General features: G+C 68.9%; 20 protein-coding genes and 1 pseudogene. 7 read left to right on the forward strand and 14 right to left on the reverse strand.

Annotated elements, in window-relative coordinates; genetic code table 11:
* Window positions 1–148: 148 nt before the first annotated feature.
* The 6 genes from ABZ861_RS31010 to ABZ861_RS31035 form a co-directional block, all read right to left on the reverse strand.
* On the reverse strand, window positions 149–316 hold the full coding sequence (locus tag ABZ861_RS31010; protein WP_361637223.1) for a hypothetical protein: 168 nt from the start codon (window positions 314–316) through the stop codon (window positions 149–151).
* Window positions 309–650, reverse strand: coding sequence for a hypothetical protein (locus ABZ861_RS31015; RefSeq protein ID WP_361637226.1), 342 nt, complete (start codon window positions 648–650; stop codon window positions 309–311). Before ABZ861_RS31015 ends, ABZ861_RS31010 begins: the two co-directional genes overlap by 8 nt.
* Before the next feature lie 156 nt (window positions 651–806).
* Window positions 807–962, reverse strand: a complete 156-nt coding sequence (locus ABZ861_RS31020; RefSeq protein ID WP_361637229.1) for a hypothetical protein — start codon at window positions 960–962, stop codon at window positions 807–809.
* Between the two features lie 92 nt (window positions 963–1,054).
* A complete protein-coding gene (locus tag ABZ861_RS31025; protein ID WP_361637231.1) occupies window positions 1,055–1,456 on the reverse strand; it encodes a hypothetical protein in 402 nt (133 codons plus the stop codon).
* A 120-nt stretch (window positions 1,457–1,576) separates the two neighbouring features.
* Window positions 1,577–2,059, reverse strand: a complete 483-nt coding sequence (locus tag ABZ861_RS31030; protein WP_361637234.1) for a hypothetical protein — start codon at window positions 2,057–2,059, stop codon at window positions 1,577–1,579.
* Between the two features lie 8 nt (window positions 2,060–2,067).
* Window positions 2,068–8,445, reverse strand: coding sequence for a polymorphic toxin-type HINT domain-containing protein (locus ABZ861_RS31035; RefSeq protein ID WP_361637237.1), 6,378 nt, complete (start codon window positions 8,443–8,445; stop codon window positions 2,068–2,070).
* A 1,349-nt stretch (window positions 8,446–9,794) separates the two neighbouring features.
* On the opposite strand from ABZ861_RS31035, the gene ABZ861_RS31040 reads away from it, so the two are divergent.
* A complete protein-coding gene (locus ABZ861_RS31040) occupies window positions 9,795–11,450 on the forward strand; it encodes a hypothetical protein (protein WP_361637239.1) in 1,656 nt (551 codons plus the stop codon).
* Between the two features lie 39 nt (window positions 11,451–11,489).
* Here the strand turns inward: ABZ861_RS31040 and ABZ861_RS31045 are convergent, their stop codons facing one another.
* From ABZ861_RS31045 to ABZ861_RS31055, 3 genes are all read right to left on the reverse strand, one after another.
* Window positions 11,490–12,164 carry a hypothetical protein gene (locus ABZ861_RS31045; RefSeq protein ID WP_361637241.1) on the reverse strand — a complete coding sequence of 225 codons (675 nt, stop codon included), beginning with the start codon at window positions 12,162–12,164 and terminating at the stop codon, window positions 11,490–11,492.
* Window positions 12,165–12,925: 761 nt separating this feature from the next.
* Window positions 12,926–13,138 carry a hypothetical protein gene (locus ABZ861_RS31050; protein ID WP_361637243.1) on the reverse strand — a complete coding sequence of 71 codons (213 nt, stop codon included), beginning with the start codon at window positions 13,136–13,138 and terminating at the stop codon, window positions 12,926–12,928.
* 607 nt (window positions 13,139–13,745) lie between these two features.
* Complete coding sequence (locus tag ABZ861_RS31055; protein WP_361637246.1) at window positions 13,746–17,357, reverse strand: hypothetical protein; 3,612 nt, start codon at window positions 17,355–17,357, stop codon at window positions 13,746–13,748.
* A 942-nt stretch (window positions 17,358–18,299) separates the two neighbouring features.
* Here ABZ861_RS31055 and ABZ861_RS31060 point away from each other — a divergent pair.
* Window positions 18,300–18,812 (forward strand): hypothetical protein, encoded by a 513-nt coding sequence (locus ABZ861_RS31060; protein WP_361637249.1) that lies wholly within the window; start codon window positions 18,300–18,302, stop codon window positions 18,810–18,812.
* Here the strand turns inward: ABZ861_RS31060 and ABZ861_RS31065 are convergent, their stop codons facing one another.
* A complete protein-coding gene (locus tag ABZ861_RS31065; protein ID WP_361637252.1) occupies window positions 18,813–19,076 on the reverse strand; it encodes a hypothetical protein in 264 nt (87 codons plus the stop codon). It abuts the gene before it with no gap.
* Window positions 19,077–19,164: 88 nt separating this feature from the next.
* Between ABZ861_RS31065 and ABZ861_RS31070 the strand changes: the two genes are divergently transcribed.
* The 4 genes from ABZ861_RS31070 to ABZ861_RS31085 all read left to right on the forward strand — a co-directional run bounded on the left by ABZ861_RS31070 (window position 19,165) and on the right by ABZ861_RS31085 (window position 21,012).
* On the forward strand, window positions 19,165–19,560 hold the full coding sequence (locus ABZ861_RS31070; RefSeq protein WP_361637255.1) for a hypothetical protein: 396 nt from the start codon (window positions 19,165–19,167) through the stop codon (window positions 19,558–19,560).
* A 38-nt stretch (window positions 19,561–19,598) separates the two neighbouring features.
* Window positions 19,599–20,249 (forward strand): SUMF1/EgtB/PvdO family nonheme iron enzyme, encoded by a 651-nt coding sequence (locus ABZ861_RS31075; protein ID WP_361637258.1) that lies wholly within the window; start codon window positions 19,599–19,601, stop codon window positions 20,247–20,249.
* A 317-nt stretch (window positions 20,250–20,566) separates the two neighbouring features.
* Window positions 20,567–20,851 (forward strand): class I SAM-dependent methyltransferase, encoded by a 285-nt coding sequence (locus ABZ861_RS31080; RefSeq protein WP_361637261.1) that lies wholly within the window; start codon window positions 20,567–20,569, stop codon window positions 20,849–20,851.
* Window positions 20,848–21,012 (forward strand): hypothetical protein, encoded by a 165-nt coding sequence (locus ABZ861_RS31085; RefSeq protein ID WP_361637264.1) that lies wholly within the window; start codon window positions 20,848–20,850, stop codon window positions 21,010–21,012. The genes ABZ861_RS31080 and ABZ861_RS31085 overlap by 4 nt, the downstream gene beginning before the upstream one ends.
* Before the next feature lie 96 nt (window positions 21,013–21,108).
* On the opposite strand, the gene ABZ861_RS31090 is transcribed toward ABZ861_RS31085, so the two are convergent.
* From ABZ861_RS31090 to ABZ861_RS31100, 3 genes are all read right to left on the reverse strand, one after another.
* A complete protein-coding gene (locus ABZ861_RS31090; RefSeq protein ID WP_361637266.1) occupies window positions 21,109–21,363 on the reverse strand; it encodes a hypothetical protein in 255 nt (84 codons plus the stop codon).
* A gap of 242 nt (window positions 21,364–21,605) precedes the next feature.
* Complete coding sequence (locus ABZ861_RS31095; protein WP_361637268.1) at window positions 21,606–22,202, reverse strand: NAD(P)-binding domain-containing protein; 597 nt, start codon at window positions 22,200–22,202, stop codon at window positions 21,606–21,608.
* Window positions 22,203–22,264: 62 nt separating this feature from the next.
* Complete coding sequence (locus ABZ861_RS31100) at window positions 22,265–23,083, reverse strand: 3'(2'),5'-bisphosphate nucleotidase CysQ (protein ID WP_361637270.1); 819 nt, start codon at window positions 23,081–23,083, stop codon at window positions 22,265–22,267.
* Between the two features lie 138 nt (window positions 23,084–23,221).
* On the opposite strand from ABZ861_RS31100, the gene ABZ861_RS31105 reads away from it, so the two are divergent.
* Window positions 23,222–24,127, forward strand: coding sequence for a LysR family transcriptional regulator (locus ABZ861_RS31105; protein WP_361637273.1), 906 nt, complete (start codon window positions 23,222–23,224; stop codon window positions 24,125–24,127).
* Between the two features lie 97 nt (window positions 24,128–24,224).
* On the opposite strand, the pseudogene ABZ861_RS31110 reads toward ABZ861_RS31105, so the two are convergent.
* A pseudogene (locus ABZ861_RS31110) lies at window positions 24,225–24,326 on the reverse strand (alpha/beta hydrolase); the annotation flags it as partial.

A 24,326-nucleotide genomic window follows, 5' to 3' on the forward strand; every position in this document is an offset into this window, starting at 1 on the left:
CACGAAGCCTCTGGTGGAGACGGTTCTCTTGGTCGATAACCCATCTACCAGGGGCTTCACCTGTCTGTCAGCCCAACGGACCTATCCAACGGCCAAGTTGGAAAGGGTTCATGGCCGGTCTGGGCGCAGTGTTCGGCGATCCAGCGGGTCAGTTCTCCTCGGTGTGCACTTCGCCGGAGGTGGCGCCGCAGTCGTGGCCTTCTCCGGTGACGCAGACGGCCTCGAAGGTGGGCAGGGCCATGGGGTCCACGACGGCGGTCACGTGGTACTCGCGGAAGCGGTAGCGCTTCCGGGCTGCCGTGCCGATGTCAGGCATGCTCGGCCGCCTCTTCCTGCGGGTCCGGGATGCGCTGTCCGCGCGATTCGGCCACCCGAAGAGCGTCGGCAAGGGCTTCGGCCAGCCGTGAGGCGAGCCAGCGGTACTCGGTGGCCGACAGCGCTCGCGCGCCGGGGGTCAGGACTTCGCGGGCGTGTTCCAGCAGCTCTTCGCCCATGCCGAGTTGGACGGCTTCGATGCTGTCGGCGAGCGTGGACAGGTAGCCCCTGCCGTCGGTGCTGAGATAGCAGGGGTTCCCGTCCGGGGTGGTCCATGGAAGTAAGCGGGGGCCGGCCAGCCCCGTTGCCGCGTCGTACAGTTCCCTGCGCCGCATGCGGTCCGCGTCGCTCCTGGGCCTGTTCACCGTGCACCCCCGGTCGGGTCGCTGATAGAGACACGGTGACCGTAGATGTCTGACTGGCCGTCACTCTATTTGAGTGGCACGGCAGTTTGCGACACCGGGTCGGTGAACTGCCACGCTGCGTGGTGGCTAGCCGACAACGTCGAGGTAGGCGGCCATGTCCTGCATCTCCGTCGTCAGGGTGCGCTTCCGCTTGCTCAGGATCTCTTGCATGGTCTCGGCGGCCGAGTTCTGGTGCCTGAGCCACTCGGGGGCGGCGTCTCGAACCCGGGTCAGTTCGTCCATCGCTGCCGACAGGTCTCCGGTACGCGTGTGGGCCCGCGCTACGTCGAGGGTGAAGCGGTTCCCGTCGTTCGTACTGGGTCTGCCCAGGCGCTTCAAAACCTGGGCGACAGCGCCTCTTCCTCGTCGGCTTTCCGCACGACCGCGCGGGCGTCCCCGATGACCATGGAGTCTTCGAGTGCCTTCAGGGCGGCGGTGACGGGCCCGAAGACGGACCAGTGGCGAGAGAGGTTGCGGTGCGCGGTGCCGACGGCGGTTGCTGCCACCCGCGCCGCCTTGCGGTACTCCTTGGCTTCGTCCGGGCGGTTGTTCCGGGCTGCTGCGGCCGCGGCCTCCATGGCGAGACCGCCCCACACCGCGTAGTGGTCCGGCTCGGCCCCGATGATCTTCGGCTCGACCGCGTCCATGCTCCCGGCGGCGATCTGCTCCGCCTCGTCAGCGACGGGTCGACCCGCGACGACGGCGACGACCCGCCGCTGTGCGGAGCCACCGTCCACTGACGTTGCCGTCAACTACTGCCGTCACCCACCGCAGAAGCCCCGCCAGGACGCACCTGACGGGGCTTCATTTTGCTGCTGCTACCGGATCTTCTACTTACCCGTCCGCTTCATCGCCTGTCACTCTGCAAAAACAGGATTGAGCCAGACCGAAACCAGATCACCGTTGTCGACGCCCAAGACAGTTCCGCTAGCGATTTTGACGAACTTAGCGCTGACGGCATCGCTCAGACGAATGGCGACCCACCCGGAGGAAGGATCATACGAAACCCTCCACCCGTCTCCAGGGACCTCGAAAGAAACCCCAGGCTCGAAGGGGTGATCCGACGAGATGAATACCCGTCCTGGATTGAACTGTGGAACAGGGAACTCGGCCACCACACCCCGAACGTTTGGGAAGTATCCCCAGGCGAACAGGACTTCCCGAGACTCAATATCGACCTCTAGTTGGAGCGTGCCGATCAGTGCACTTGCAACCCCCTCCGAGCCGAGCCTCTCACCCAATGACTCCCCGCTCTGCGCACTGAAGGAGAATCCGTACTCGGACTCGTCATAGGTGAGGACACCCTCAAGAGGAGATCCGTCTTGGATGGAGAATTTCATTTCCGCGGCTAGCCTTTTGTGCTCTTGAAGAGGAAGTGGACGATCCTGTTGGAATTTGCGTCGATGTTGAGCTCCCATATCCCGCTGCTTCCGTTCATCGCTCCAGGCGTTCTCCACTCGACAACCCCGGGAGCGCCACGGGAATCCATCCTGGGCGCGGATCCATCCATGATCCCCCGGAGGAGCTGCCCATTGTTGCCGTTCATGTAAGGGCGTACGGCCTTACCGAAGTTAGGGGCATCGACATCCCGAGTACCAGCAATGTCCCAGGTGTGATTTTCGACGGTCTTGGTCATCGAGAGGTTCTCAACATCAATCTTGGCTGCGAGATCCGTGACGCCACAGCTCCCATTGCTGTTGTGAACGAGGACTGGGGTATCCCCCGCCAGCACATAGTACGTGTGGAGCTGTTGGACGGTGAGGTTGTACATGTCCGCTGCCCCCGGGCGGACCCGGACTGCGAGAATGCGGACGTGCTTGTTGTTTGCGGTGTTCAGGACGTGGCCTGGCTTGAGGCGGCCCGCCGGTACCCAGGTGTGATCTGTGTCGTCCCAGAACGGGTGGCGTGAGGTGGTGTGGACGATGGCGGAGTGGCGTGGTGCGGTTTCGATCGACAAATCGATCAGGTCGTTGTCGTGGTGGACGAGACGTGCCAGGACCACGCGTGGACCCCGGTGTTTTCCAGTCTTGGGGTCGGCGGCCTCGACTTGGTCACCGTTTTCGATCTCAGCTATCGCCTTGGTCTTGCCGTGGGCCATCAGAACCAGGGTCGAGGGCGTGAAACTGCATCTCGCCCCGAGGATTCCGGCATCGTCGTCGGCGAATCTTCCGCCAAGGGCCAGGAATGGCACTGTGGAACCGTTATTTTTTGCCGCCTGGTAGGCACTCGAGTCGGTATCTGCTCCCGCACCCTTCGCCCATTTGTCAGTCGCTTTGGGGTCAGAGCTGCAGAAATCCGAATCGAACCAGCAGAACGGATTTGCCAAGTCACTTACTTCGTCAAGACCGTTGGCTACGCCGGCGAGTTCACCCACGATGATCGTCGTCGTACTGAGGTGACCATGGGACTGCATCGGGACGGTCACTTTTCCGCTGCCACCGCACGGGTTGAGCAGGACGTAGTGGCAGCCTCCACCGCCACCGCCACTACCGATCTGGGAAAGATTGGTACCGCCATGTCGCGGACTGCCGTCGTCGTTGACCATGTTGCCTTGGCTGTCGAAGCCGCCCTGGTAGGCCCAGTTGTTGTCGGCGTTGAGCCAGGAACTGCCGTCGTCGCCCTCAAGCCCGGTGGGGTCGCTGTTGGTGATGGGGTTGTCGCCGGCGTAGGTGTAGCCGCCGAGTTGCTGGGGGCTGGTGGCTTCGAAGACGGGGTCGACGCTGATGAAGCGGCCCAGGGTGGGGTCGTACTTGCGGGCGCCGACGTCGGTGTAGCCGGTGGCGGTGTCCAGGGGTTTGCCCAGGTAGGAGTGGGTAGGGTCGGGCCAGGTGGTGGTGTTGGCGCTGGTTCGTGGCTGGCCGTAGGGAGTGTACTGCTGGCGGGCGACCTGCTGGGTGGTGGTGTCCATCGAGAGGGTCGCGGTGCCGTGCGGGTCGTTGAACAGGTACTTCACACCCCCGCCCGCAAGGCTGGAACGCACGGCCACGGGGATCCCGGCGCCGCCGTGGGTGTAGGTGCGGACGGCCCCGAGCAGGACGTTGGGGGTGACGCTGGTGTTGACGACGATCTGAGTGTCGCCGACGAAGAGGGTGGTCTGGCCGGGGTCGCGGCGGATGAGCTGGTTGCCGTCGGCGTCGTACAGGTACTTGGTGGTCGTGGGGCTGGAGCCGCTGGTGTCCACCTGCGCCAGGTGGCCTTCGTCGTCCCAGGTAAGACTCTGGCCGGCTCCGGTGGTGGGGGTGCGGGTGTGCAGGTTGCCGTCTTCGTCGTAGCCGAAGGCCGTGGGGTTGGTGCCGCCGGTGGTCGCGGTCAGGGTGTGGGGCTGGGCGCCGGTGGAGTTGCAGTTGGCGGTGCACCCGTTGGCGTAGGTGGTGGTGACGTTGGTGCCGGAGCCGCCAACGGCGTGGTCGACGCTCTGGTGGCGGTCGCCGATGGCGTCGTAGTCGAAGGACTGCCAGTAGGAGCCCGCCGTTGTGGTGAGGGTGCCGGCCGTGGGCGGGTTGGCGGAGCAGTTGTCGTTGGCGGTCCAGGCATCCGTGAGCCGGTCCAGGGTGTCGTAGCTGTAGCACTGCTGATCGGTGACGGTGTTGCCGGTTTCCGACTGCTGGTCGGTGATGGAGGTCGGATTGCCGGAGGCGTCGTAGGTGTACTTGGTGTCATCGACTGTCGGGCCGGGTGCCTGGGTCCGGTCGATGACGCGTTCCGTCAGCCGGAGGGTCTGGTCGTCGTAGTGGTAGGTGGTCGTGGCCGGGTTGGTCGAGGCACCCTGGGTGACCTGGGACAGCGCACCGAAGGGCGTGTAGACGGTCGCGCTGGCATAGACGAAGACGCTGCTGCCCGTGGTGGTCGGGTTGCCCAGCACGTCGTGGCCATAGGCGATGACCTCGCTGTTGAGCCCCTGGGTACGCGGGTCTGTCTGCGTGGCGAGCAGCTGGTCGTTGATGGTGTAGGTGTAGGTCGTCGTGTAGGTCGACGGCAGCGGCGTCTCGGAGGCCGGCAGGGTGATCTGCGTGCCGGTCGGCTTGCCGAGGACGGTGTAGCCGGTCGCGGCGACCGTGTAGCCGCCAGTGGTGCCCTGGACGTAGCGGGTCGAGGAGGTCAGGTAGCCGATGCGCTTCGTGTCGTACAGCCAGGAGGCGAACTGGAAGTTGGACTTCGCCTTGTCGGTGGCGGTGAGTTTGCGGCCCAGTAGGTCGTAGGTGTAGTCGAGTTCGACCTTCTTGGCGTCGGTGGTGAACACGAGGTTGCCGGCGTCGTCGTACCCGTACCCGCTGCTGCCTGCGTCCGGGTCGTTCTGGGACTTCTTGCGCCCGAGCAGGTCGTAGTCGGACGTCCATACCGTGTGGTCGGGGCCGGTGACCTGGTGCTGCTGGCCTGCGGCGGTGTAGGTGTAGGTGGTGGGTGAGGTGGTGCCGCCGGTGGCGGTGAACCCGGTAGCCGCAGTGCCGGAGAGGGTGGGGGCGGCCGTGTACTGGTCGAGTTCGGTGCTCTGGCCGCGTGCATTGACGACCGTCGCGGTGGCGACACCGCCCTTAGGAGTCAGGACCGTGGTCTTGTCCCCGGTGTAGGCGGTAGTCGTGGCCCAGGTCTTGGAGCCGTTGTGCTCCTCGGTGACCAAGCCTGCGCGGCCGAGTCCGTCGTGGTCGGTGACGGTGGTGTCGGGGATGGTCACCTGGGAGATGGTGTCCAGGCTGCTGGCGGGGTTGCCCGCGACGTTGTAGGCGTTGTTGGTGACAACGGTCCAGCCGTGCGAGTCGTACTGGGTGTCGCTGACCGTGGTGGTCGAGTTCTCCCCGGTCGCCTGTGTCTGCAGGGGGCGCAGCATGGCGTCGTACAGCGTTTCGCTGGTCGCGTAGCTGCCGTTGTCCAGCAGGGTGTTGGTGGCGACGACCGAGGGGCCCGTCTGGGACAGGTTGTAGGTGTAGGTCGTGTTCGCCGGTGCGCTGTTGACCTTGCTCTCGTTGGGCAGCCATACCCCCGTGCGGCGGCCGAGCGCGTCATAGGTGAGCGAGGTGAGCAGGCCGGCCGCGTCGGTGGTGGCGGTGGGCTGGGCTCGGGCCGGGTCCATGGTGCTGCTGGCGACGTGGCAGTCCTTGGAGCTGGTCGTGCTGGTGGTGCAGGTGGCTCCGGGGGTGACCTGGGTGGCGGTGACGACGCTGGTCGGGAGTTCTCCCGTGGCGGGGGTGTAGCCGGTGGCGGTGCTCTGCGAAAGGCTGGTGCCGTTGGGGGCGGTGGAGTGGGGCGTGCGTGTGGTCAGTGTGGTGCGGCCGTAGCCGTCGTAGGTGGTCGCCGCCTCGTCGACGAACGCGGTCGTGGTGGCGCCGGTGGCGGCGGACGCCTTCTGGACCAGGGTGACGTCACCGGTCTTGGGAAGCGCCGGGTTCTGCTGGCCGTCGCCGTCGTAGGTGAAGGCATTGGTGTCGTAGGAGGTGCGGACGTCGGAGATCAGCGTGCCGCCGGGAGTCGCTCCGGCAGCGGAACAGTCCTGGCCGGTGGCGATGATCTCGGCGGGCACAACCAGGGTGTCCACGCCGCCGGTGAGGTAGCGGGTGTATACACACTTGGCGACGTTGTCGCTGGCTGTGGTTTCGCCGCGGTCGTCGATCTGCATGGGCATGCCGGTGGTCGGCTTGCCCAGGGTGGTGTTGTAGAAGGTGTCGGTCTCGGTCTTGCGCCAGCCGTAGGAGACCGTCTGCCGACTGAGGCTCTTGGCGGTGCGGACCATCTGTGCCGTGAGGTCCGGCAGCCCGCTGCGGGACCGGGACGCTGTGGGTCCGATGATCGTGGGGACGGTGACGGTGGCCTTGTCCAGGCTGCCGGTGGCGCTGGTGTAGGCGTCGGTCTCGAAGACCTGTCCGGCCAGCGCCTTGTCGTCCGCGACGGAGGTGGCTCCGTCCTGGCTGGTCAGCGCGGGCACCGAGCGGGTCTTCCCACCGGGCAGGGTGTCGCCTTTCATTCCGAGGAAGTAGTACGTCTTGCTCAGGGTCTTCTGGTCGTAGACCTGGACGCCGTTGGTCTTGTGGAACACACTCGGGTCACCGGTGGTGACATCTACCTCCGGGTAGCCCCGGAACTGGCCCCAGGTGCGGTTCTTGGCCTTGACGACCTCGTTGTCGTCGTAGTGCCAGCCCGGGTTGCCCTTGTAGGCGTAGTCCGTTTCCAGCTTGGGCTCGGTGCCGTCCTGGTAGGAGTTGTGCGTGTCCTCGGTGACGACCGCGGTGACCTTGTACTTGTAGAACCAGTCCATCATCGGCGCCGGCTGCCCGTAGGGCGTCCAGTACACCGGGAAGCACGACAGCGTGTTGGTCGAGGCGAACGTCCGGGCAGCTGCGTCCGTCGGGTCTTTGGGGTCGCTGGCCGGGGCGCTGGAGCAGTTGGGCCGGTCGTAGGTGACGGTGGTCTGGGCGCCGGTCTCGCTGGTGACCGTCTGGATCCGGTCGTGGTACATCAGCGGCATCTGCGGGATGGTGCCCACCCGGTTGGGCAGTTGCAGCGGCGGGTCGAAACTCACTGCCGGTGTCGAGGTGCTGCCCGAGGCGCCGCCCAGGGTGTTCAAGCCGGTGCGCTTGATGGAGTCCAGCCACAGAGTGGGGGCGTGGTCGCCGCCATCGGGGAAGGACTGGGTGAAGGTGTACTTGTCGACCTGCTTGGTCGCCCCGCCCGTCTGGATCTGGGTAGTGATCGACGTCAGGCGCTTGCGCGACCAGAAGCTCGGACCGTGGTTGGTACAGCTCGACCCGGAGGTGCAGTTCAGGTCGATCGGAACATCCGGCCAGTACGCGGCGTTGGCGGTCGTGAACTGGCTGTCCGCGCAGGTGTTGCCCGACGGAGTGCCGGGGATGCAGCGCTCCCCCGTGGTGTCGAAGAGGATCTGCTCCGGCGCCGTACCCGAGTAGATGCTCGAGGAGGTCATGCCGTAGTCGATGCGGGACAGGGTGCCGCCGCGGATGTAGGACACCGCGGTGTCCTTCAGGACCGCACCGTAGTAGCCGGTCTCCGGCGCGTAGTACCAGGCCGTGGCGTTGCCGTGCAGGTCCACCGCGTAGTCCAGGTTGAACCGGTAACCCATCGTGCAGGCGGTGGAGGCGAAGTCCGTGCTGTCCGGGCAGTCGGAGACTCCGCTGTGCGCGTGGTACACCGGCACGGTCCACACGGACTTCGTCTCGTCCTTGCCGCTGGACCAACCCGGCAGGCGGTTGAGGCCGAAGAAGTACTGCACCCCGCCCTCGGTGACCTTGAAGTACTCCCCGTTCTTGGTGCCGTTCGTGCCGTTGCTCAGGTTCTCAATCTTGGTGGTGGAGTTGTCGTCGGCGGGGCGGAAGGTCTTGGTGGCGTCGTCGTACACGATGTCGGTGGACGTGCCGTTCAGTGACAGGGTCAGGATCTGTCCCGCCCAGCACTCGTCGCCGTCGTCCTTCGGAGCACCGGACGAGGAGTCGTCATTGCACGACTTGTAGGTGCGCTCGACGTAGTTCTCTGTCGAGGTCCACCCGTCACCCAGCCACGAGGACTGGTTGTTCGTCCCCTCGGTCCGCGCGTCCTGGCTGGCGGAGCTGTACGAGAGGCCCACCTGGGGTGCCGCCCCGCCGATCGCCGGTGGCACCGCGATCGGGTAGCTGTAGGTGAACGAGCCCGTGTTCCCCGAGGTCGACCAGGAGCCGCCCGGCGCCAGAGCGGTCGCCGAGTAGTCACCGGACGAGCCGGAAGTGCCTGCGGTCGCCGCCATGACAACCATCGCACTAGACGCAGCCGTTGCCGAGCGAGGCGAAGTCACCGTGCCGGAAGCGGTGGGGGAGCCCGGCACCGAGACCTGGGCGGACAGCGGCGCACCCGGGGCCGTGTGCACAGACGTCTGCGCCTGACACTTCACCAGCTTCGGCGTGTTCAGCACGCACGCGGGGAGCTGAACCAGATGGAGGCGTGAGGTGAAGTCACCCCCGAAGGCATAGCGGAAGGACGAGTCGTCCATCCGCAGCGCGACCTTCCCGTTCCCCGGGCTCGTGCGCTGCAGCGTGAACAGGACGCCGTGGACACCGGCCGCGCGCGCGACTTTCTGATCCAGCATCGTCACCCGCACCCGCTGCGACCGGGTGACGGCACCTGACGGGGGCTCGGAACCCACAGCAGCACCGAGCAGGACGGGCATGCTTCCGGCTCGTACCTGAGTCGCCTTGGCGTTCAGACTCGCGGAGGCAGCAGCGTTGGGCAGGGTCACCACGGCGCTGCCCGGCGCAGGGAGCTTCGTGTGCCCGCTGGGATCGAAGTGCTTGAACCGCTTGGGAGAGGACCCACGCTTGGGTGTGGCGTGAGTGAAGGGGACCAGCTTGTCGTGGGGAGCGGCGGGAGCTGCCAAGTGCTGCTTCGCAGCCGCCGTGGCCATGCCGGCGGGCAGCAGACCCACCACCAAGGCACCGGCCATCCCTACAGCCGTTCGACGAACCCTTCGGGTAGCCCAGGCCCCCCGCCCGCGTCTCCACCCTGTTATCCGTGCCATGCTGTGCGTCCCCTCCCCGGTCTCAAACCACCCAAGTTCGACTCAACTTAGTTAATTTGAGTGCACGTCAGAACGGAGGCACACGTTGATCAAGTCCCCCGCGGTGGATCACGCTAGGGCCTGAGGCCGGTTCAATATGCAAAGTATCTCCACAGGAAGAACAAAAGAATCATCCAAACTTGAAAACAAGTTGACGTTAATGCGTTAAAAACAAACTGCAGGTGGGCACTTGGCGATCCATTGACGATGGACCCCGCACACACCGGCCCCACAAAATGCACAGCGGCGCGGGGCCTACGGGGGGGAACCGCCATACCCTGCGAAGGACGCCAAACTCAACGTCCGCTTCTCGCATACCCGTGTATGCGTCCAGACGTCCCGCGTCGAGACCGATCGCCACCGCCGTCGTCGCCGCCCTGGCTGCCGGTTCGCTGGCCGCTACGGCACCGGCCCACGCCGCGTCCAGCGCGCACACCTCATCACAGCAGGCCACGTCACCGAACGACCGCCGACAGTCCGCCGCCAGGCGTCTCAACCCCACGGAGTCGGCGTCCGCGCAGGCGAAGACGACCGGCCAGTTTGTGACCATCGACCAGCTCACCGGCACCGGGACAGTGGTGATGGCCAACCCGGACGGCACCTTCACCCTGACCGACTCTTCGATGCCGCAGCGTGTGCAGCAGCAAGGGAAATGGGTCCCCGTTGACACCACCCTGGTGCGGCACGCGGACGGGACCTGGGCACCCAAAGCCGCAGTCACGGACGTGGCGTTCTCCGGCGGCGGTTCCGGCGCGATGGTCACGATGCGCGACGGGACTGACAGGCGGGGTTTCTCCTGGCCGGGCGCGCTGCCCAAACCGGTGGTCGCCAAAGACACCGCCACCTACCCCGAGGTGTTTCCCGGGGTCGACCTCCAGCTGACCGCGGACGCCTCCGGTTACTCCTCGATCCTGGTGGTCAAGACCCCCAAGGCCGCAGCCGATCCGCGGCTGCAAAGCCTCGCATTCAACACCGCCTCGGCCAACCTCAAACTGGCCGCCACCTCCAACGGCGGCGCGAAGGCCACCGACAAGCGCACCGGCAAGACGGTGTTCCACAGTGACACCGCGCTGATGTGGGACAGCACCGGCCAGAAGACGGGGGGCACTGCTCACGCCCGGACAGCGACCGTCTCGGCCGCGCGTGCAGAGCACACCGCAGCGGCCAAGGTCGGCAAGCACCGTGCCCAGGTCCAAGTGACCCTCAAACACGGCAAGCAGCAGCTCGGCCTGGACACGTCCCTGCTCACCGCCAAAACCACCACCTACCCGGTCTACGCGGACCCGGAGTGGAGCGGCAGGCCCTCCCAGCTGGACTGGGCCCGGATCTCCGACAACGGGTGGAACGTCTGCAACTCGACCTCCACGACCGGAGCGACCAACGCCCGAGAGGGATGGGACAACAACACCCCGGGCAACGGTGAACGCGCCCGCACCTACTACCAGATCAATACCAGCGGCATCAAAGGCGCCGTGGCCAGCCACGCCTCGCTGTACGTGAAACAGCTCTCCGCCGCCTCCTGCTCCGACACCCCTGCCGCCGTCTACGGCACCGAACGCCCCGCCGGATGGAACTCCTCCTCGCTGTACTGGGGGCACGAGCCCGGAGGGCGCACCGGCGCGCTCGGCACTCACCCGGTCAGCCACGAGGCCGGTACCTGCCCGGTCACCGACGGTTCCCACTCCTGGGTCAGTCCCCCGTCGCTCGAGTTCGACGTCACCTCCCGGGCGGTGAGCGCCGCGTCCGGCAGCTGGAGCAGCATGACGCTGATGGTCCAGTCGCCCGACATGAACAACGCCTCCCAGTGGGGGCAGCTCGCCTACGGTGGCGGCGCCACCCTGTCGGTCACCTACAGCTACCGGCCCAAGCCCAAGAACGGCACCGGCACCCCCGCCATCAAGCCGTCCATCGTCAGCTCGGGCAAGACGATGACCACCACCCACACCCCGACCCTCTCCGCCCGCGCGGTCGACCCCGACCTCGCCGGCGGCAGCGAGCTCCTGCGCATCGACTACAACGTCTTCAACTCCTCGGGCACCCTGGTGGGCCAGGGCTTCGGCCCCAACCTGGACGCCAAGAAACGCGCCCGGTACAACACCAACGGCAGTGACTGGTCCGCAAACGGGTCCTCCTCACCGCGCGAGGCCGTTCATGATCGCGGTTGTGGTGACCCTCCGTGGCTCCGGCACGGAAAGTGATCCAGAACCAGGATTCGAGCGACGCCGAGAGCGTCACCCTCAGCCACGCCGCTCCGGTCCGTAGGGGCTCCGTCCTTTGAGGTACGGCTTGAGCTCCTCCGGCGTGGGTTCCCATGTGTTCGGCATCTTTGGAAGCCTGCTCAAGGGGTCAATCGACCTCACGTACCCCCTTGCCCACTCCAACCAGCGTCGGGCCGAGTCCAGCGCCGACTCGTCCACAGCCCCGTCCAACTCGCCGATACGACGTTCCGATGCCATGCAGTACGCACTGAGGACAGCGGCCTCCTGCCAGCACCCGGCCTCTTCGCGAAGCACCTGGGCAAGTTGTTCGCGAACAGCTTGTTCCTTCGCCACGTCCATGGCCGCTCGCCAACGAACTTCACGTTCCGCCCCGGCCTGCTGCTCATCCTGCCTGCGCCGCGCGTCCTCTACCGCTCGTGCCTCGATCTCTCCAAGGATCACGCCCAGGGCCTCTTCGAGCGTCCGGCTCTTCCGATCCCGCCAGCGACCGGGCCGACCATGGGCAAGCTCCACGACGAGACGAGCGGAGCGCTCCGGATCCGTGGACTCCGGGAACTCCTGCCTGCCGGTGACGGAATACGCAAAGCCGTCGACAGCGACATCCACTCCGCCCTCGCGCGGGAAGAAGGACGACCGCGCCTTCCGCACCTCGTACGCTCGCCGTACCGCCTCAGCCGTCAGCCCCTGCAGCAACAGGAGCGACCTACGGCGCAGCGCAGGCGGCATTGCCAGCCGACTCTCGTCATCTTAAGCGCAGCCACCATCGGATGCAGGCGCCCCAGTCGTGCGGGGACAGGAACCAGACCCCCGCTCTCCTTCGGCCGCTGACTCCGCGCGTTGGGATGGGGACCCTCCGCGAGGAACAGCTTCAGCCCCGACGTACGGGACCTTCTCGATGCGTTTGCCTGCTGGCTCCAGGCCGTGCCGCTTCGCGTAGTTCACGACGCGCCGCCACTCCGCGACCTCGTCGTCATCGGGATCAGCGATCCGGACACGCCCCTCGGCGACCAGCCGCTCAATCAGCTCCTGTGCCTTCGCCCGCCGGGCACGCGCGACGGGCCGCTCGCTGTAGGGCGCCCGAGGCTTGGCAGGCTCCGCCGGCGGCGACCGCAGAGTCGTCGTCGATCATCAGGAGCCCACGATCCCGCAAGGCAATGGCCGAGCGCCAGTCACTCGACATCCAGGTCCCAGCGCCCTCGTCGACAACGGGGCGTTCGACGAGCCCGTACTGCCGCATAGAGCCGAAAGACGCCCGCTAGCAGTGGGAGCCCTCTGGGTTTCCTGGGACTTCCGGCCCCATCAACCGGCACGAGTGTGAAACAGTCGAAAGGCCATTCGCGCAGGTCAGCGGCCACCGCGCACCCATCGCGGCAGGTCACGGCGTTCGCTGGTCTCTTCCGGGACATTTGATGCACGGATGCCGCCGCACCCTCCCTGACCCGCTGTTCAGCGGGTCAGGGAGGGTGCGGCGGTGCGGCGGTCGCCGCGACGAACTGCTCGAAGGCTGCGGTGAACTGTGCCGCGCCTGCCTCCCCGGGGGCGATGCCGAGCAGGACGTGGGCGCTCATCGCACCGGCGAGCTCGCGCACCCGCTGGTGCTGATCCGCGGTGCCGTGCGATGCCCACCGGTCGGTGACCGGGCCGATGACCTCCAGCAGGGACGGCACTTAGCCGGGCAGCGCCCGGCCGGACAGCGCGGGGCGCAGCCGGCGGCGGCCCTCGCCGTGGCCGTCCGCGGTGAGATTGAACAGGGCACGGCCGAACAGGTCTTGGATCATGAGGGTGTTGAGCACTTCCAGGCGGCCGCGTTCAGCCGCGAACAGCTCGCCCAGCCCCGCCCAGCACGGTCTCCTCGCCCTCGACGGCCATACGGAAGAGCGGCCCGTGCCGGCGATGCCCCTCTTCCCGCACGCCGAGCGGATCGGCGGCGAAGCCGCCAGACGGATGCGGCGGGAGCACGGCGGCGGGAGCCGGCACGGCGTGCTGCGCACGCGTACCCCGGACGCCGGAGGTTCCGGGGAACTGCTTCTACTTCACCATCTGACGCGAACCGCGCACGGGGCTGCGGGGCGGTGGCACGGGACACGCCACCGCCCCGCAGCCCAGCCAGGGGCGGACGCCGAGCCCCCGACCGGAGAAGCGCCTGCAACGGCTGCCGGTGACCGGCAGTGAGAGCCGGTCGGACACTGTTGGGCAGCACGCCTACCGTGCACACCGCACCTGATGTCGAGCCGCGCGTCCGCGGCGCCTAGGAGAACGGCGGGCGACGTCCGCTCATCGGCGGCATGCGGCGCCGGCTCTCTGCCCGGGCAGGTAGACCGACCGCTCCTGTGCGGTGAGGCTGCGGGACACCGCGCGGCAGATCTCGTCGATCGCCTGCGCCGGGCGCGGCAGGTTCACGGTCCACAGCCGGACCGCGTCACCGGTGTCGCCGACGTTGTGGCTCGCGGCGGCCAGGGTGTGCCCGTCGGGGCTGAAGGCCACCAGGTTCATGGTGCCCCGGTTGGGCAGGGTGGTGCGCAACCGCCCCGTGGCCGTGTCCCACAGCCGTACGGTGCCGTCCGGGCTTGCGGAGGCCAGAGTGCGTCCGTCGGGGCTGAAGTCCACGGAGCCGACGACGTCGGCGTGGCCGATGAGGGGGGCGTGGGGACGCCCGCCGGCCGTATCCCAGATGTGCACGGTCCCGTCGTAGCCTCCGGCGGCCAAAGTGCGTCCGTCATGGCTGAAGGCCAGCGACGAGGCGTCGGTGTGCTCGGCCAAGGTGGCGCGCAGCCGGCCGGTGGCGGCGTCCCACAGTTGCACGACACCTGCACCGTCGCTGAAGCCGGTCGCCAGCGAGTGCCCGTCGGGGCTGAACAGCAGCACGGGATCGTCGCCTTCGTGCGTCAGCGTGGTGCGCAGTGTGCCGGTGCTTGCGTCCCATAGCTGCACCTTCGAGTTGAACGGGCGGCCGCGTTGGCCGAGTCGGCTGCTGGTGGCGAGGATGTGCCCGTCGGGGCTGAGCGATACAGAGGACGCAATGCCGGAGACGGTGGCTCGGCGGGCACGGCCGGTGGCGAGGTCCTCCAGTCGCAGGGCGCCGTCCACGTCTGCGGTGATCAGAGTGCGTCCGTCAGGCGTGAGCGCCTCTGTGGTCGGGTCGGTGGCGACGCGCAGGGCGGAGCGCGCGCTGTCGTGTCGACTGGAGCGGGAGACGTCGGCGGCTACGGCCTGCGATTCGGAGCTGAACGCCATCGACCGTATGAGGTTTTTGTAGCGCAGGATGGCACGGGGCCGGTCATAGGCGGCGTCCCACAGCCTGACCGTGCCGTTGTCGCCGCCGGTGGCCAGGGTGCGTCCGTCAGGGCTGAAAGAGGCCGACACCGCCCGGTCCATCTCGGCGCCCCGGGGGAGAACGGTCACGGCGCGTCCGGTTGCGGCATCCCACAGCCGGACCGTTCGGTCGTAGCCGGTGGTCGCCAGAGTGCTTCCGTCGGAGCTGAAGGCCACCGACCACACCTGACCGAAGTTACCTTTCAGGGCCCTGCGCAGCCGGCCGGTGCCGGTGTCCCACAGGCGCACCGTGACGAGGCCTGCGATGGCCAGGGTATGGCCGTCGGGGCTGAACGCCGCAGTGGAGTCATCGCTGTCGGCATCGTCGACGAAGGAGCGGCCGGGCCGCCCGGTGGCCACGTCCCACAGCCGCACGGCGCCCTGCGCGCTGATGGTGGCTGCGGTGCGCCCGTCCCGGCTGAAGACCGCCGAACTCAGGATGTCGGGGCAGCGCACGACGATACGGGACGCCCCGGTGGCCAGGTCGATCACACGCACCGTCCCGTCGGCGCCGGCCGTCGCCAGCGAGCGCCCGTGGGAGGTGAACACCACCGGCGCGACGGTGAACGTGTGGTCGCCTACGCCATAGCCGGTACGGGCGGCGGCGGTGCGCCACGCGCGCACGGGCCGTCCTGTGGCGGCGTCCCACAGGCGCACCGTGCGGTCGGCGCCGGCGGTGGCGAGCAGTCGGCCGTCGGGGCTGAAGGCCGCTGAGACCACGCTGTCGCGGTGGGCGGCGAGTGTGGCGCGGGTCCGGCCGGTGGCGGTGTCCCACAGCCGCACGGTGTGGTCGTCGCTGACGCTGGCCAGCGTGTGTCCGTCCGGGCTGAACACGGCGTTCTCCACCCAGGCGGTGTGTCCGCTCAGCCGCCGCTTCAGAGGAGAGGCCGCGGCGCTGTACAGGCTGGCGGCGGCCTCGCGAGTGCGGCTGATGCGGTAGGCCTGGACGGCCAGCAGCGCGGACAGGTCGGGATCGGTCGCGGTCATCGCGTCCGACTGCGCGGCGAGCTGGCGGGACAGGGCTGTCTTCCGGGCGGCTTCGGCTGCCCGGCGTTGCCGGTCGCTGTTTCGGCTCTGGTCCCATGCGGCCCCGCCCGCGGCGACGGCGAGGAGGAGCAGGGCGGTGAGGACCGCGGTCAGGGTGCGCAGACGCCGGGTGGTGCGGGCGGCGGCACGCGTTTGCCTGTCGTGCTCGGCGAGGGAGGCGTCCAGGAAGGATCGCTCGCCGGGGGTGAGGCCGGCCTGGCGCTCCGCTCCGGTGAACGCGTCCTGGGCCGCTGTCAGGCGCACGCCGCGGTAGAGAGCGCCGGGGTCGCGGCCCAGTTCGTGCCAGGCGGTCGCCGCCTGGGTGAGCTGACGGTGCAGCCGAAGGCGCTCGCGGCTCTCGCCGATCCATGCTCTGTAGCGGGGCCAGGCGGTGATGAGGGCCTCGTGGGCCAGGTCCACGCTGTCGCCGTCGAGAGTGATCATCCGCGACCGGGCCAGATGTTCGAGTACCTGCGCGCCGTGAGCGCAGACCGCCTCAAGCTCGGCGCGGTCGGCGGGTCGGCGGGTGTCGGGGGCGCCGTCGCCGGGAGTGATCAGGCGCAGCAGGATCAGGCGGGCCGCAGCGGCTCGATCGGCGGACAGGCGGCCGAAGGCGGTCTCCGCGGTCTGGGCGATGGCGCCGTGGATGCCGCCTGCGGCCTGGTACATGGCCAGGGTCAGGGCGCGACCGCGGCGGCGACGCCAGGTCTCCAGCAGGGCGTGGGACATCAAGGGAAGACCGCCGGGCTCCTCGACGACGTCGTCGAGGATCTGCGCGCTCAGGTCGCGTTCGACGATCAATCCGGCTTTGGCGGCGGGTTTGACGATGGCCTCGCGCAGCTCGGATCGGTTCATCGGGCCGACGAGCACGGTGGCGTCCCGCAGGGCGGCGGCCAGTTCGGGGTGTTCGGCGCAGCGGCCGAAGAAGTCCGCCCTGACCGCGAGTACCGCGCGCAGCCGGCTGTCGGGTGCGCACGCCGTCAGGAGCGAGTCGAGGAACGCGGTGCGCTCGGCCGGCTCGGCGCCGAGGGTGAAGAGTTCCTCGAACTGGTCGAAGACGACCACCGTGTCGCCGCGCCCGGCGGCAGGCTGGAGCAGCCGGGCGTGGCGGGCCGGGCGGGCTCCGGGGGTGAGGATTCGGATCACGGCCGGCCGCGCACGCGGCGGGGCGCCGGCTCGAAGCGCGGGAACCAGGCCGGCGCGCAGCAACGAGGACTTGCCGCTTCCCGAGGCGCCCACGACGGCCACTAGGCGATGTTGCAGCACCTTGTCGACCAGTGCTGCGGCGAGGGCGTCGCGGCCGAAGAACAGCTCGTGGTCATCCGCGCCATACCAGGCCAGTCCACGGTAGGGCGCATCCGCCTCGTCCTGCTCGGGCCCGGGCTGTTCGGCGAGTTCTCGGGCTGCCCGCTGCCAGCGTCGCTCCCACTCCTGCACGTCGCCGCCGCAGGCCAGCGCGTAGGCCAGAGTGGTCGGCAGGGTGGGGAGACGTTCGCCGGCGGCGGCCTGGGACAGGGTGCTGGCGCCGGCCCCGGCACGGACGGCCATGTCCCGATAGGTGGGACTGCCGGCCTCCACCCTCAGCTTCCGCAGATCGAAGGCCAGGCGCTGTAACGGCCCCTCCCCGAGATCCAGCGGACTTTCAGGACGCCCCACGATCCCCTCCCCCGCTCTTACGCCTGCCGCGCGCGACCGACGGTAGCGTGCGCAGGCGCATCAGGCGTCCGCTGACGGCCTTCCTGTCCGCATCCGCGCGGCGAACTGGGGCAGCCACGCGACGTAGAGCCTGGTGAAGTCGGTGGCGCCCGCGACCACCGAGCGTGTGACCGGCGGCTGGAATGAGTCTGCAGGCGACCTCGGCGGCACTCCGGGCGAGGATCGTGAACGGGTGCGGGGTGCTCGTGCCGATCAGGTCGAACGCCGCCCCGTCCAACCTCGCCGACTCCGCGGCCGCGGGCAACGCCGGGATGGCGCGACAGCCCTTAAGGATCTTCGAGATCCGCGCGCAGATGTGTGAGCAGCCCGCTCCTTCGGTCTCCGGTGAAGCCGATCCGGTCCGCGTAAGGCCGCCAGCCCCTGCCCAGTGCGCTGCGCCATCACCCGGTACGTCGGACCACCGGCCTTGGACCATAGCTTGCGCAACTCGGACGCGAACCGCGCCACCGGTCCGGCACTCGGGTCAACTGGGATCTCCCGACGCCCCGCCATCGACAGCCCTCTGCCCGCCCCGCTTTTCCCAGTGGACGCGGCGCCGCAGCTCGCGAAGCCACGCGTCCCGGCGACAGCAGAGCAAACCAGGGGAACCTTCTTCGGTCAGGTCACACGCGGCCCTGCGACCTGCGCAATCGGCATTGATCAGAGTGGCGGAACCAGCTGCCCATTCAATCCCCCGGGCGCTGAACTGACATCGCAAGCACCGACCGCGGTCCGCCGAGCCGCTGGCCGCGGAGATCGGTGTCTCCCGTTCGTGCATCTGGAGGGAAAGTCGAAATGACCGCACTCAAGCGCTCCGCACTCGCTCTCGGCACCGCCGTCTGCGCTGCGGCGTTGGTCTCGGGGCCGACCGCCGACGCCTTCGCGACCACCGCATCGCCGGCGTCGGCGAACACGGCCACTGGGCAGGCCGCGGTTCAGGAGATCGACGGCGCCGCCCTGCCCGAGTTCGCCGCCCGCTCGTCCGTCCGCCGGCAGTGGGGGCCGAGCTGGATCTCCGGCTCGTACCTGACCCACCACGGCAAGAAGTGGGTCTCCCAGCCGTACCGGTCCAAGGGGAAGACCGCCTACGCCTCCCTGCACTGCTACAACACCCGCGCCAAGATGCGCGTGCGCATCTACAACGTCGAGGCCGGCCGCTACATCGCCGACAGCGGGTGGAAGACCTGCAACTCCAGCAAGAAGGGCGCCTTCTACACGAAGACCGCGCGGTTCCAGCGCCTCGACCACCTGCGCATCGTGATCCAGGGCAGCCAGGGCTCCTACGTCTGGGCCTCCTACAAGCGGTGATCAACCCGTGACGACGAGCAGGGCGGCCGTGCGGCTGCCCTGCCCGGCACTTCCCCGCCAGACCAAGTTCGCGCCGGTGACCTCGCAGGCGGATACATCATCGGCCAGCAGCAAGTGCGGCGCGTGCTTGTTCAGTACGTCCAGGCAGGCCGGCACCGGACGCGAGGTGATGAAGAATCCGGTGGCGCGCGGGTCTGCCCACGCGGCCGGCTTTCGCGCCCCCTTGTCCCCCGGGACTGCGGGCGCGGTCAGCCATGGAACCACTCGCGTCCCGAATGCCAGTGCGGGACTGGTCCCCGGTCCCGCCCGGTCGGGGCCGGGGAAGGGCGGCCACGCGGAGCCGGCGAAGGACATGGCCCGCGCAGGCGGCCCGGCGCCCTCGGCGCAGCCCGTGCTCGACCGCGTTCGCGCACGCCTCGCTCAGCGCGACGGGCAGGCCGCCTCTCATGCCCTGTCCGTGTGGCGGCTGCCGGCCCGCTCAGGGCTGGCCGTCTTCCTGGCAGTGAGTGCGGTCTTCTCCCTGATGACTCCTGTGCTCACCTACGCCGTTGCGCTGTGGATCTCTCGGTACACCTACCCGCACGACGCGTGGCCGGTGGGCATCCCGGTGACCACGAACGCGGTCATCGTGATCGTCCAGCAGGTGCCGGTGGGCCGTACGGTCGACCGGCGGGAGCGGCCGGAAGCAGTGACGGTGCCGGCGGGCGTGACGCTGGGAGCGGGCCTGACGACGGTAGGACTGCGATGAGCCATGAATCAACGCTGCGACGGTTAGCCGTCGAACCCATGATCGATCTGCCCGCCGGAGAGATCGTGCTGCGGGACGAGGGCACGATGACGGGCTGGAAGGTCGAGGCCGCCGCCTGCCAGTCGGCGCCGACTCCGGTCACCCGCGAGCTGTACGCCGCTGTGCTGGGCGAGGTGCCGCAGAGCTCAGCAGGGCCTCGAACGCCGGTGACCGAGGTCTCATGGAAGGACGCCGTCTGGTTCTGCAACCTGTTCTCGCAGGCGGCCGGGCTCGATCCCTGCTACTCGATGGGCGACAGCTGCGACGCGCAGGACGTGGTCTGCGACTGGGCGGCCGACGGCTACCGCCTTCCCACCGAGGCGGAATGGGAGTTCGCCTGCCGCGCCGGGAGTTCGGACGTCCGCTACGGAGAGCTCGACGGGATCGCGTGGTACCGCGGCAACTCCGGGGGCGAGCTGCACGACGTCGCGCAGCGGGAGCCGAACGCGTGGGGCCTCCACGACATGATCGGCAATGTCTGGGAGTGGTGCTGGGACGTGTACGACCCCCGGGTCTACGGCCCGTACCGCGTCTTCCGCGGCGGCGGCTTCTTCGATCAGCCCCGGGGGCGCCGAGCGTCGTGCCGCCGCAAGAGCCACCCGACCCTCGCCATCGACGACCTCGGATTCAGGCTCGCCCGATCGCTGTGAGCGCGGCAGGTGGAAGGAAGCTCGGGAACGGGGGCGGGGGACATGGGGTGTTGTGGTGATCGATGAGTTGTCGCCTTCGCCCATCGGCACGGGCAGCACCTTCGTCGACTACGACGCGGCGCTGACCGCCCTGTACCCGCAGGAGGCCGCCGCCATGCTGGCCAGCGGGAGGTTCGGTCATCAAAGAGACACTGCAGTTATGTCGAAACAAGGCCGGTCATCACGCCGTCCACCTCGCTCGGGCTCTCGGAGCCCGTGTCACCGGCATCGAGCTGTCCCCGACCTAGCACGAACGCGCCGTCTCCACCCACGCGGATGTGGACAGCGTGGAGTTCGTCCGGGCAGACGTGACCGAGTACCTAGCCGGAGCAGAGCCGTTCGACGCCGCGTACGCGATCGGCGCCCTGGGGTTCATCGACCCGCACCGCTCGCTGCCGGCGCTGCGCGACGGCCTGCGTCCCGGCGCCCCTCTCATCCTCTCGCTCCCGCACGCCGACCTGCACGGCCGAGGTCCGTCGACCGAGGTGACGCCGCGCGAGCAGATGATCCTGCTGCGCGACGACCCGCCGCTGCAGGAGCAGCGGGCCGGGGTGAGACGGTGATCGGCTACCTGTACTCGACCAGCTTCGCCGCCCGGCCGTTGTTCGGGGAGCAGGTGGACGATTTCGAGCGCCGCGCCCGCGTCCTGCTCGACGAGCACACCGCCGCCGGCGGTCTGCTTGAGCACGGCTCCTTCCCGGTCGTCCTCGGCCGACGCGGCTGACCGCCTCCCCAGCGCTTCACGCCGGGGCGGCTCTCTTGCCGCCCCGGCCCTTCCGCACCGCATCTCTTGCGTCAACTGGCCATGAAAATCCGCCTGTTACTTATTGCGGGCTGCGCGGGTCGACACGACGACGAGGCTCAGCGCGGCGATGAGGAAGACGTAGCGCAGGAAGTCCAGCGGTCCGGCGCTGCGGAGAATTCCACGGTCAACCGCGCTCGACAGCGAGATGACATAGACCCCGAGCAGGAGCATGCCCACTCCCCACTGGCGCGGGCGGACGACCTGCCCCGCCAGCCAGGACGGCGCCCTGCGGGTCAGGAGGACCACTGTTCCCAGAACTGCGGGAACCACGCCAGCCACTGCCAACCACATTGCCGCCCTCTGCTTTCCACCAGTGCACCCCCGCCACCGGACTGCCCATGAATCGTGTCACTTGCGCGTTCCCTGGATATCGCGCCTAGGACGACCCGGAGTGGCGCTGGCACGCCGCATGGCGCCGAGTCAGTCGTAACCGGAGTGGATGGTACCGCCGACCGCGGGGCCGTACTCGTCGGCCCGTTCGCCGGCTTAGGGCGCCGTGCTCTGTGGGCGGGTCAGTGGGCGATCGAGATCGCGAAGGGCGTGAATCCGTGGGACCGGATCACGTGCGGCACGAACAGGACGGCGGCCTCCGTGGCGCGGGCGGTGTGGACGCCGCCGAGGTCGGTGATCCACTCGTCGCGCCAGCCCAGGCTGACGAGCAGTTCGCGGACGGTCTGCTTGGCCTGTGCGTCCTCGCCGGAGAGGAAGGCGTCGGGCGCCTGGGCGAGCGTGGCCGGGGCGGTCATCACCGGGTAGAGCATGGTGTTGAGCGTCTTGACGACGTGCGTCTCGGGAAGCGCTTCCTGGAGTCGCTCGGCGAGGCTCGCGCCGGAGTAGATCAGGTCGGCGGGCAGTCCGTCCGGTCCGTGGACGGTGGCGTTGGAGACGTCGACGAGGATCTTGCCGCGCAGTTCCTCGCGCAGGGCGACGAGCCGCTCCAGCGAGCCGTCGCCCGGGGTGGCGTTGACGACGATCTGGGCTGTGCGGGCCGCGTCGGCGGCGGCGCCCGGCGAGCGGCCGGCCGTCCTCACCTCGTGTCCTGCCTGGGCGAGGGCCGTGGCCAGGCTGCCGCCGACGCGACCGTTTCCGAGAACGGCGATCGTGGTCATGGTGATCTGGTCCTTCCGTGTGTGCGGGTCGTAGTGCGGGGTCAGCGTGTCGTGGTGCGGGGTCAGCGGGTGAGGGCGGCGACGGCCTGGGCGTGGACGCCGGGCGCGGCGGCCAGGAAGCTGTCGCTCCGCGGGGTCCAGGTGCGGCCCTCGGCGTCTGAGATCCGTCCGCCGGCCTCGGTGACGAGCAGCGCCCCGGGCAGAAGGTCCGCGCGGGCGCCGGCGAACTGCCAGAAGGCGTCGATCCGGCCGGCGGCCACGTTCAGCAGGTGCAGGGTGGCGGGGACGGCGGTGCGGACGACGAGCGCGTCGGTGAGCATCGCGGTGATCGAGGAGCCGACGCGCCGCACGACGTCATGGTCCTCGTCGGGCCGGGCCTGGCTGGTGGCCACGATGCTCAGGCCGAGGTCCGCGGCCGGGGAGACGTGCAGCGGCCGGCCGTCGAGGCGGGCGCCCGCGCCGGTGAGCGCGGTGTAAGTCTCGCCGGTCAGCGGCAGGTGGACCGCGGTGAGCACCGGCTGGTTCTCGCGCACGAGGGTGGCGGTCACCGCCCACTCCGGCAGGGCGTGCAGGTGGTTGAGGTTGCCTTCGACCGGGTCCACGACCCACCATTCGCCGGGCGGCAGCGTCCCGCCGTCCAGTTCGTCCTCCACCCAGCCGGCGTCCGGGCGCAGGCGGGTGAGGCGGGGGCGGAGGATGTCGAGGGCTGTGTCGTCGTTGGCGGCGAGCGCGCGCGCCAGCTCTTCGCGGGTCTGGCAGCGGACCGCCTCGCCGAAGCGCTCGCGCAGCGCGGATCCGGCCGCGCGCACGGCGGTCGCCGTCTGGTCGAGCAGGTCGGCGTGGGAGGCGGCGACGTCAGTGGTCTGAAGCGTCTCGGACATGGCGGAACTCCCGTCTGTGGAAGGGGTGATGAGGCCGGTGGGGACTTGCGATGCGCTTCGTCCCGGCCTCTGCCCTCGACGGTATAGAGCCCCATGATTAACTTCAAATGCATGTCAGGCACGGCTAGGATTACTCGCATGCAATTGGACTTGAACCTGCTGGCCGCGCTCGACGCGCTGCTGGAGGAGGGCAGCGTGGCCGGGGCGGCCGCGCGCCTGCACGTCACCGCCCCCGCGATGAGCCGGAGCCTGGGCCGGATCCGGCGCACGACCGGGGACCAGATCCTGGTGCGCACCGGGCGGACGATGACCCCGACGCCGTACGCGATCGCCGTCCGGGAACAGGTGCACGAGTTGTTGCACCAGGTTCAGGGGGTGCTGACGCCGAGCCGTGAACTCGATCTGGCGACGCTGAACCGTACGTTCACCCTCCGCTGGCACGCCTCCCTGGTCGCCTTGAGCGGCCCCGCGCTGCTCGCGGCCGTGCGCGAAGAGGCGCCGGGCGTGCGACTGCGCTTCGTCGCGGAATCGAGCGTCGACACCCCCGAGTTGCGGCGCGGCGAGGTAGATCTGGAGGCGAACGGCAACCGCCCGAGCGCACCGGACGTCCGCGCCGAGAACGTGGGCGAGACCCCCCTCGTCATCGTCGTGCGGCAGGGGCACCCCCTCACCCGCGGCGGGACCGTCACCGGGCAGCAGTACGCCGCCGCCGAGCACGTCAACGTCTCGCGACGCGGCAGTCTCAGCAACGCCGTCGACGACGCCCTCGCACCGCTGGGCCTCACCCGGCGCGTGGTGGCGACCGCGCCCACGGAAGCGGCCGCGCTGGAGTTCGCCCGCGGCTCCGACCTCCTGCTCACCCTCCCCGAAGCCACCACCCGGTCCGCGGTCACCGAACTCGGTCTGGCCGTCCTCCCCCTGCCGCTCGAACTGCCCGCGGCACCGATATACCTGTCGTGGCACCAGCGTTACGACACCGACCACGCCCACGCCTGGCTGCGCAGCCTGGCGCGCACCGCCCTGACCGTGCGCGGAGCGTCATAGGCTGCGTCGCCGTCGCCGTCGCCGTCGCCGCCGCCGGGCTCGCTGGACTCCAGCAGCGGTTCGCCGTCGATCGGCTGCTTCGCGGCTGCGTGCTCGGCTACGCCTCGATGAAGGCGAGGATCTCCGGGTTGAGTTCGTCCGGGTGGAGCGACAGCATTCCGTGCGGGTAGCCCTCGTAGCTCTTCAGGGTCCCGTTCTT

This window comes from Streptomyces sp. NPDC046985 (genome assembly GCF_040644415.1).
GTDB lineage: Bacteria > Actinomycetota > Actinomycetes > Streptomycetales > Streptomycetaceae > Streptomyces.

Excerpts from the sequence above, each read along its gene's own strand:
- ABZ861_RS31010 (WP_361637223.1), bottom strand. The coding sequence starts at position 316 with ATGCCTGACATCGGCACGGCAGCCCGGAAGCGCTACCGCTTCCGCGAG.
- ABZ861_RS31015 (WP_361637226.1), bottom strand. The coding sequence starts at position 650 with ATGCGGCGCAGGGAACTGTACGACGCGGCAACGGGGCTGGCCGGCCCC.
- ABZ861_RS31020 (WP_361637229.1), bottom strand. The coding sequence starts at position 962 with ATGGACGAACTGACCCGGGTTCGAGACGCCGCCCCCGAGTGGCTCAGG.
- ABZ861_RS31030 (WP_361637234.1), bottom strand. The coding sequence starts at position 2,059 with ATGAAATTCTCCATCCAAGACGGATCTCCTCTTGAGGGTGTCCTCACC.
- ABZ861_RS31035 (WP_361637237.1), bottom strand. The coding sequence starts at position 8,445 with ATGGCGGCGACCGCAGGCACTTCCGGCTCGTCCGGTGACTACTCGGCG.
- ABZ861_RS31055 (WP_361637246.1), bottom strand. The coding sequence starts at position 17,357 with ATGGCCGTCCGTGCCGGGGCCGGCGCCAGCACCCTGTCCCAGGCCGCC.
- ABZ861_RS31060 (WP_361637249.1), top strand. The coding sequence starts at position 18,300 with ATGACCGCACTCAAGCGCTCCGCACTCGCTCTCGGCACCGCCGTCTGC.
- ABZ861_RS31070 (WP_361637255.1), top strand. The coding sequence starts at position 19,165 with ATGGCCCGCGCAGGCGGCCCGGCGCCCTCGGCGCAGCCCGTGCTCGAC.
- ABZ861_RS31075 (WP_361637258.1), top strand. The coding sequence starts at position 19,599 with ATGATCGATCTGCCCGCCGGAGAGATCGTGCTGCGGGACGAGGGCACG.
- ABZ861_RS31095 (WP_361637268.1), bottom strand. The coding sequence starts at position 22,202 with ATGACCACGATCGCCGTTCTCGGAAACGGTCGCGTCGGCGGCAGCCTG.
- ABZ861_RS31100 (WP_361637270.1), bottom strand. The coding sequence starts at position 23,083 with ATGTCCGAGACGCTTCAGACCACTGACGTCGCCGCCTCCCACGCCGAC.
- ABZ861_RS31105 (WP_361637273.1), top strand. The coding sequence starts at position 23,222 with ATGCAATTGGACTTGAACCTGCTGGCCGCGCTCGACGCGCTGCTGGAG.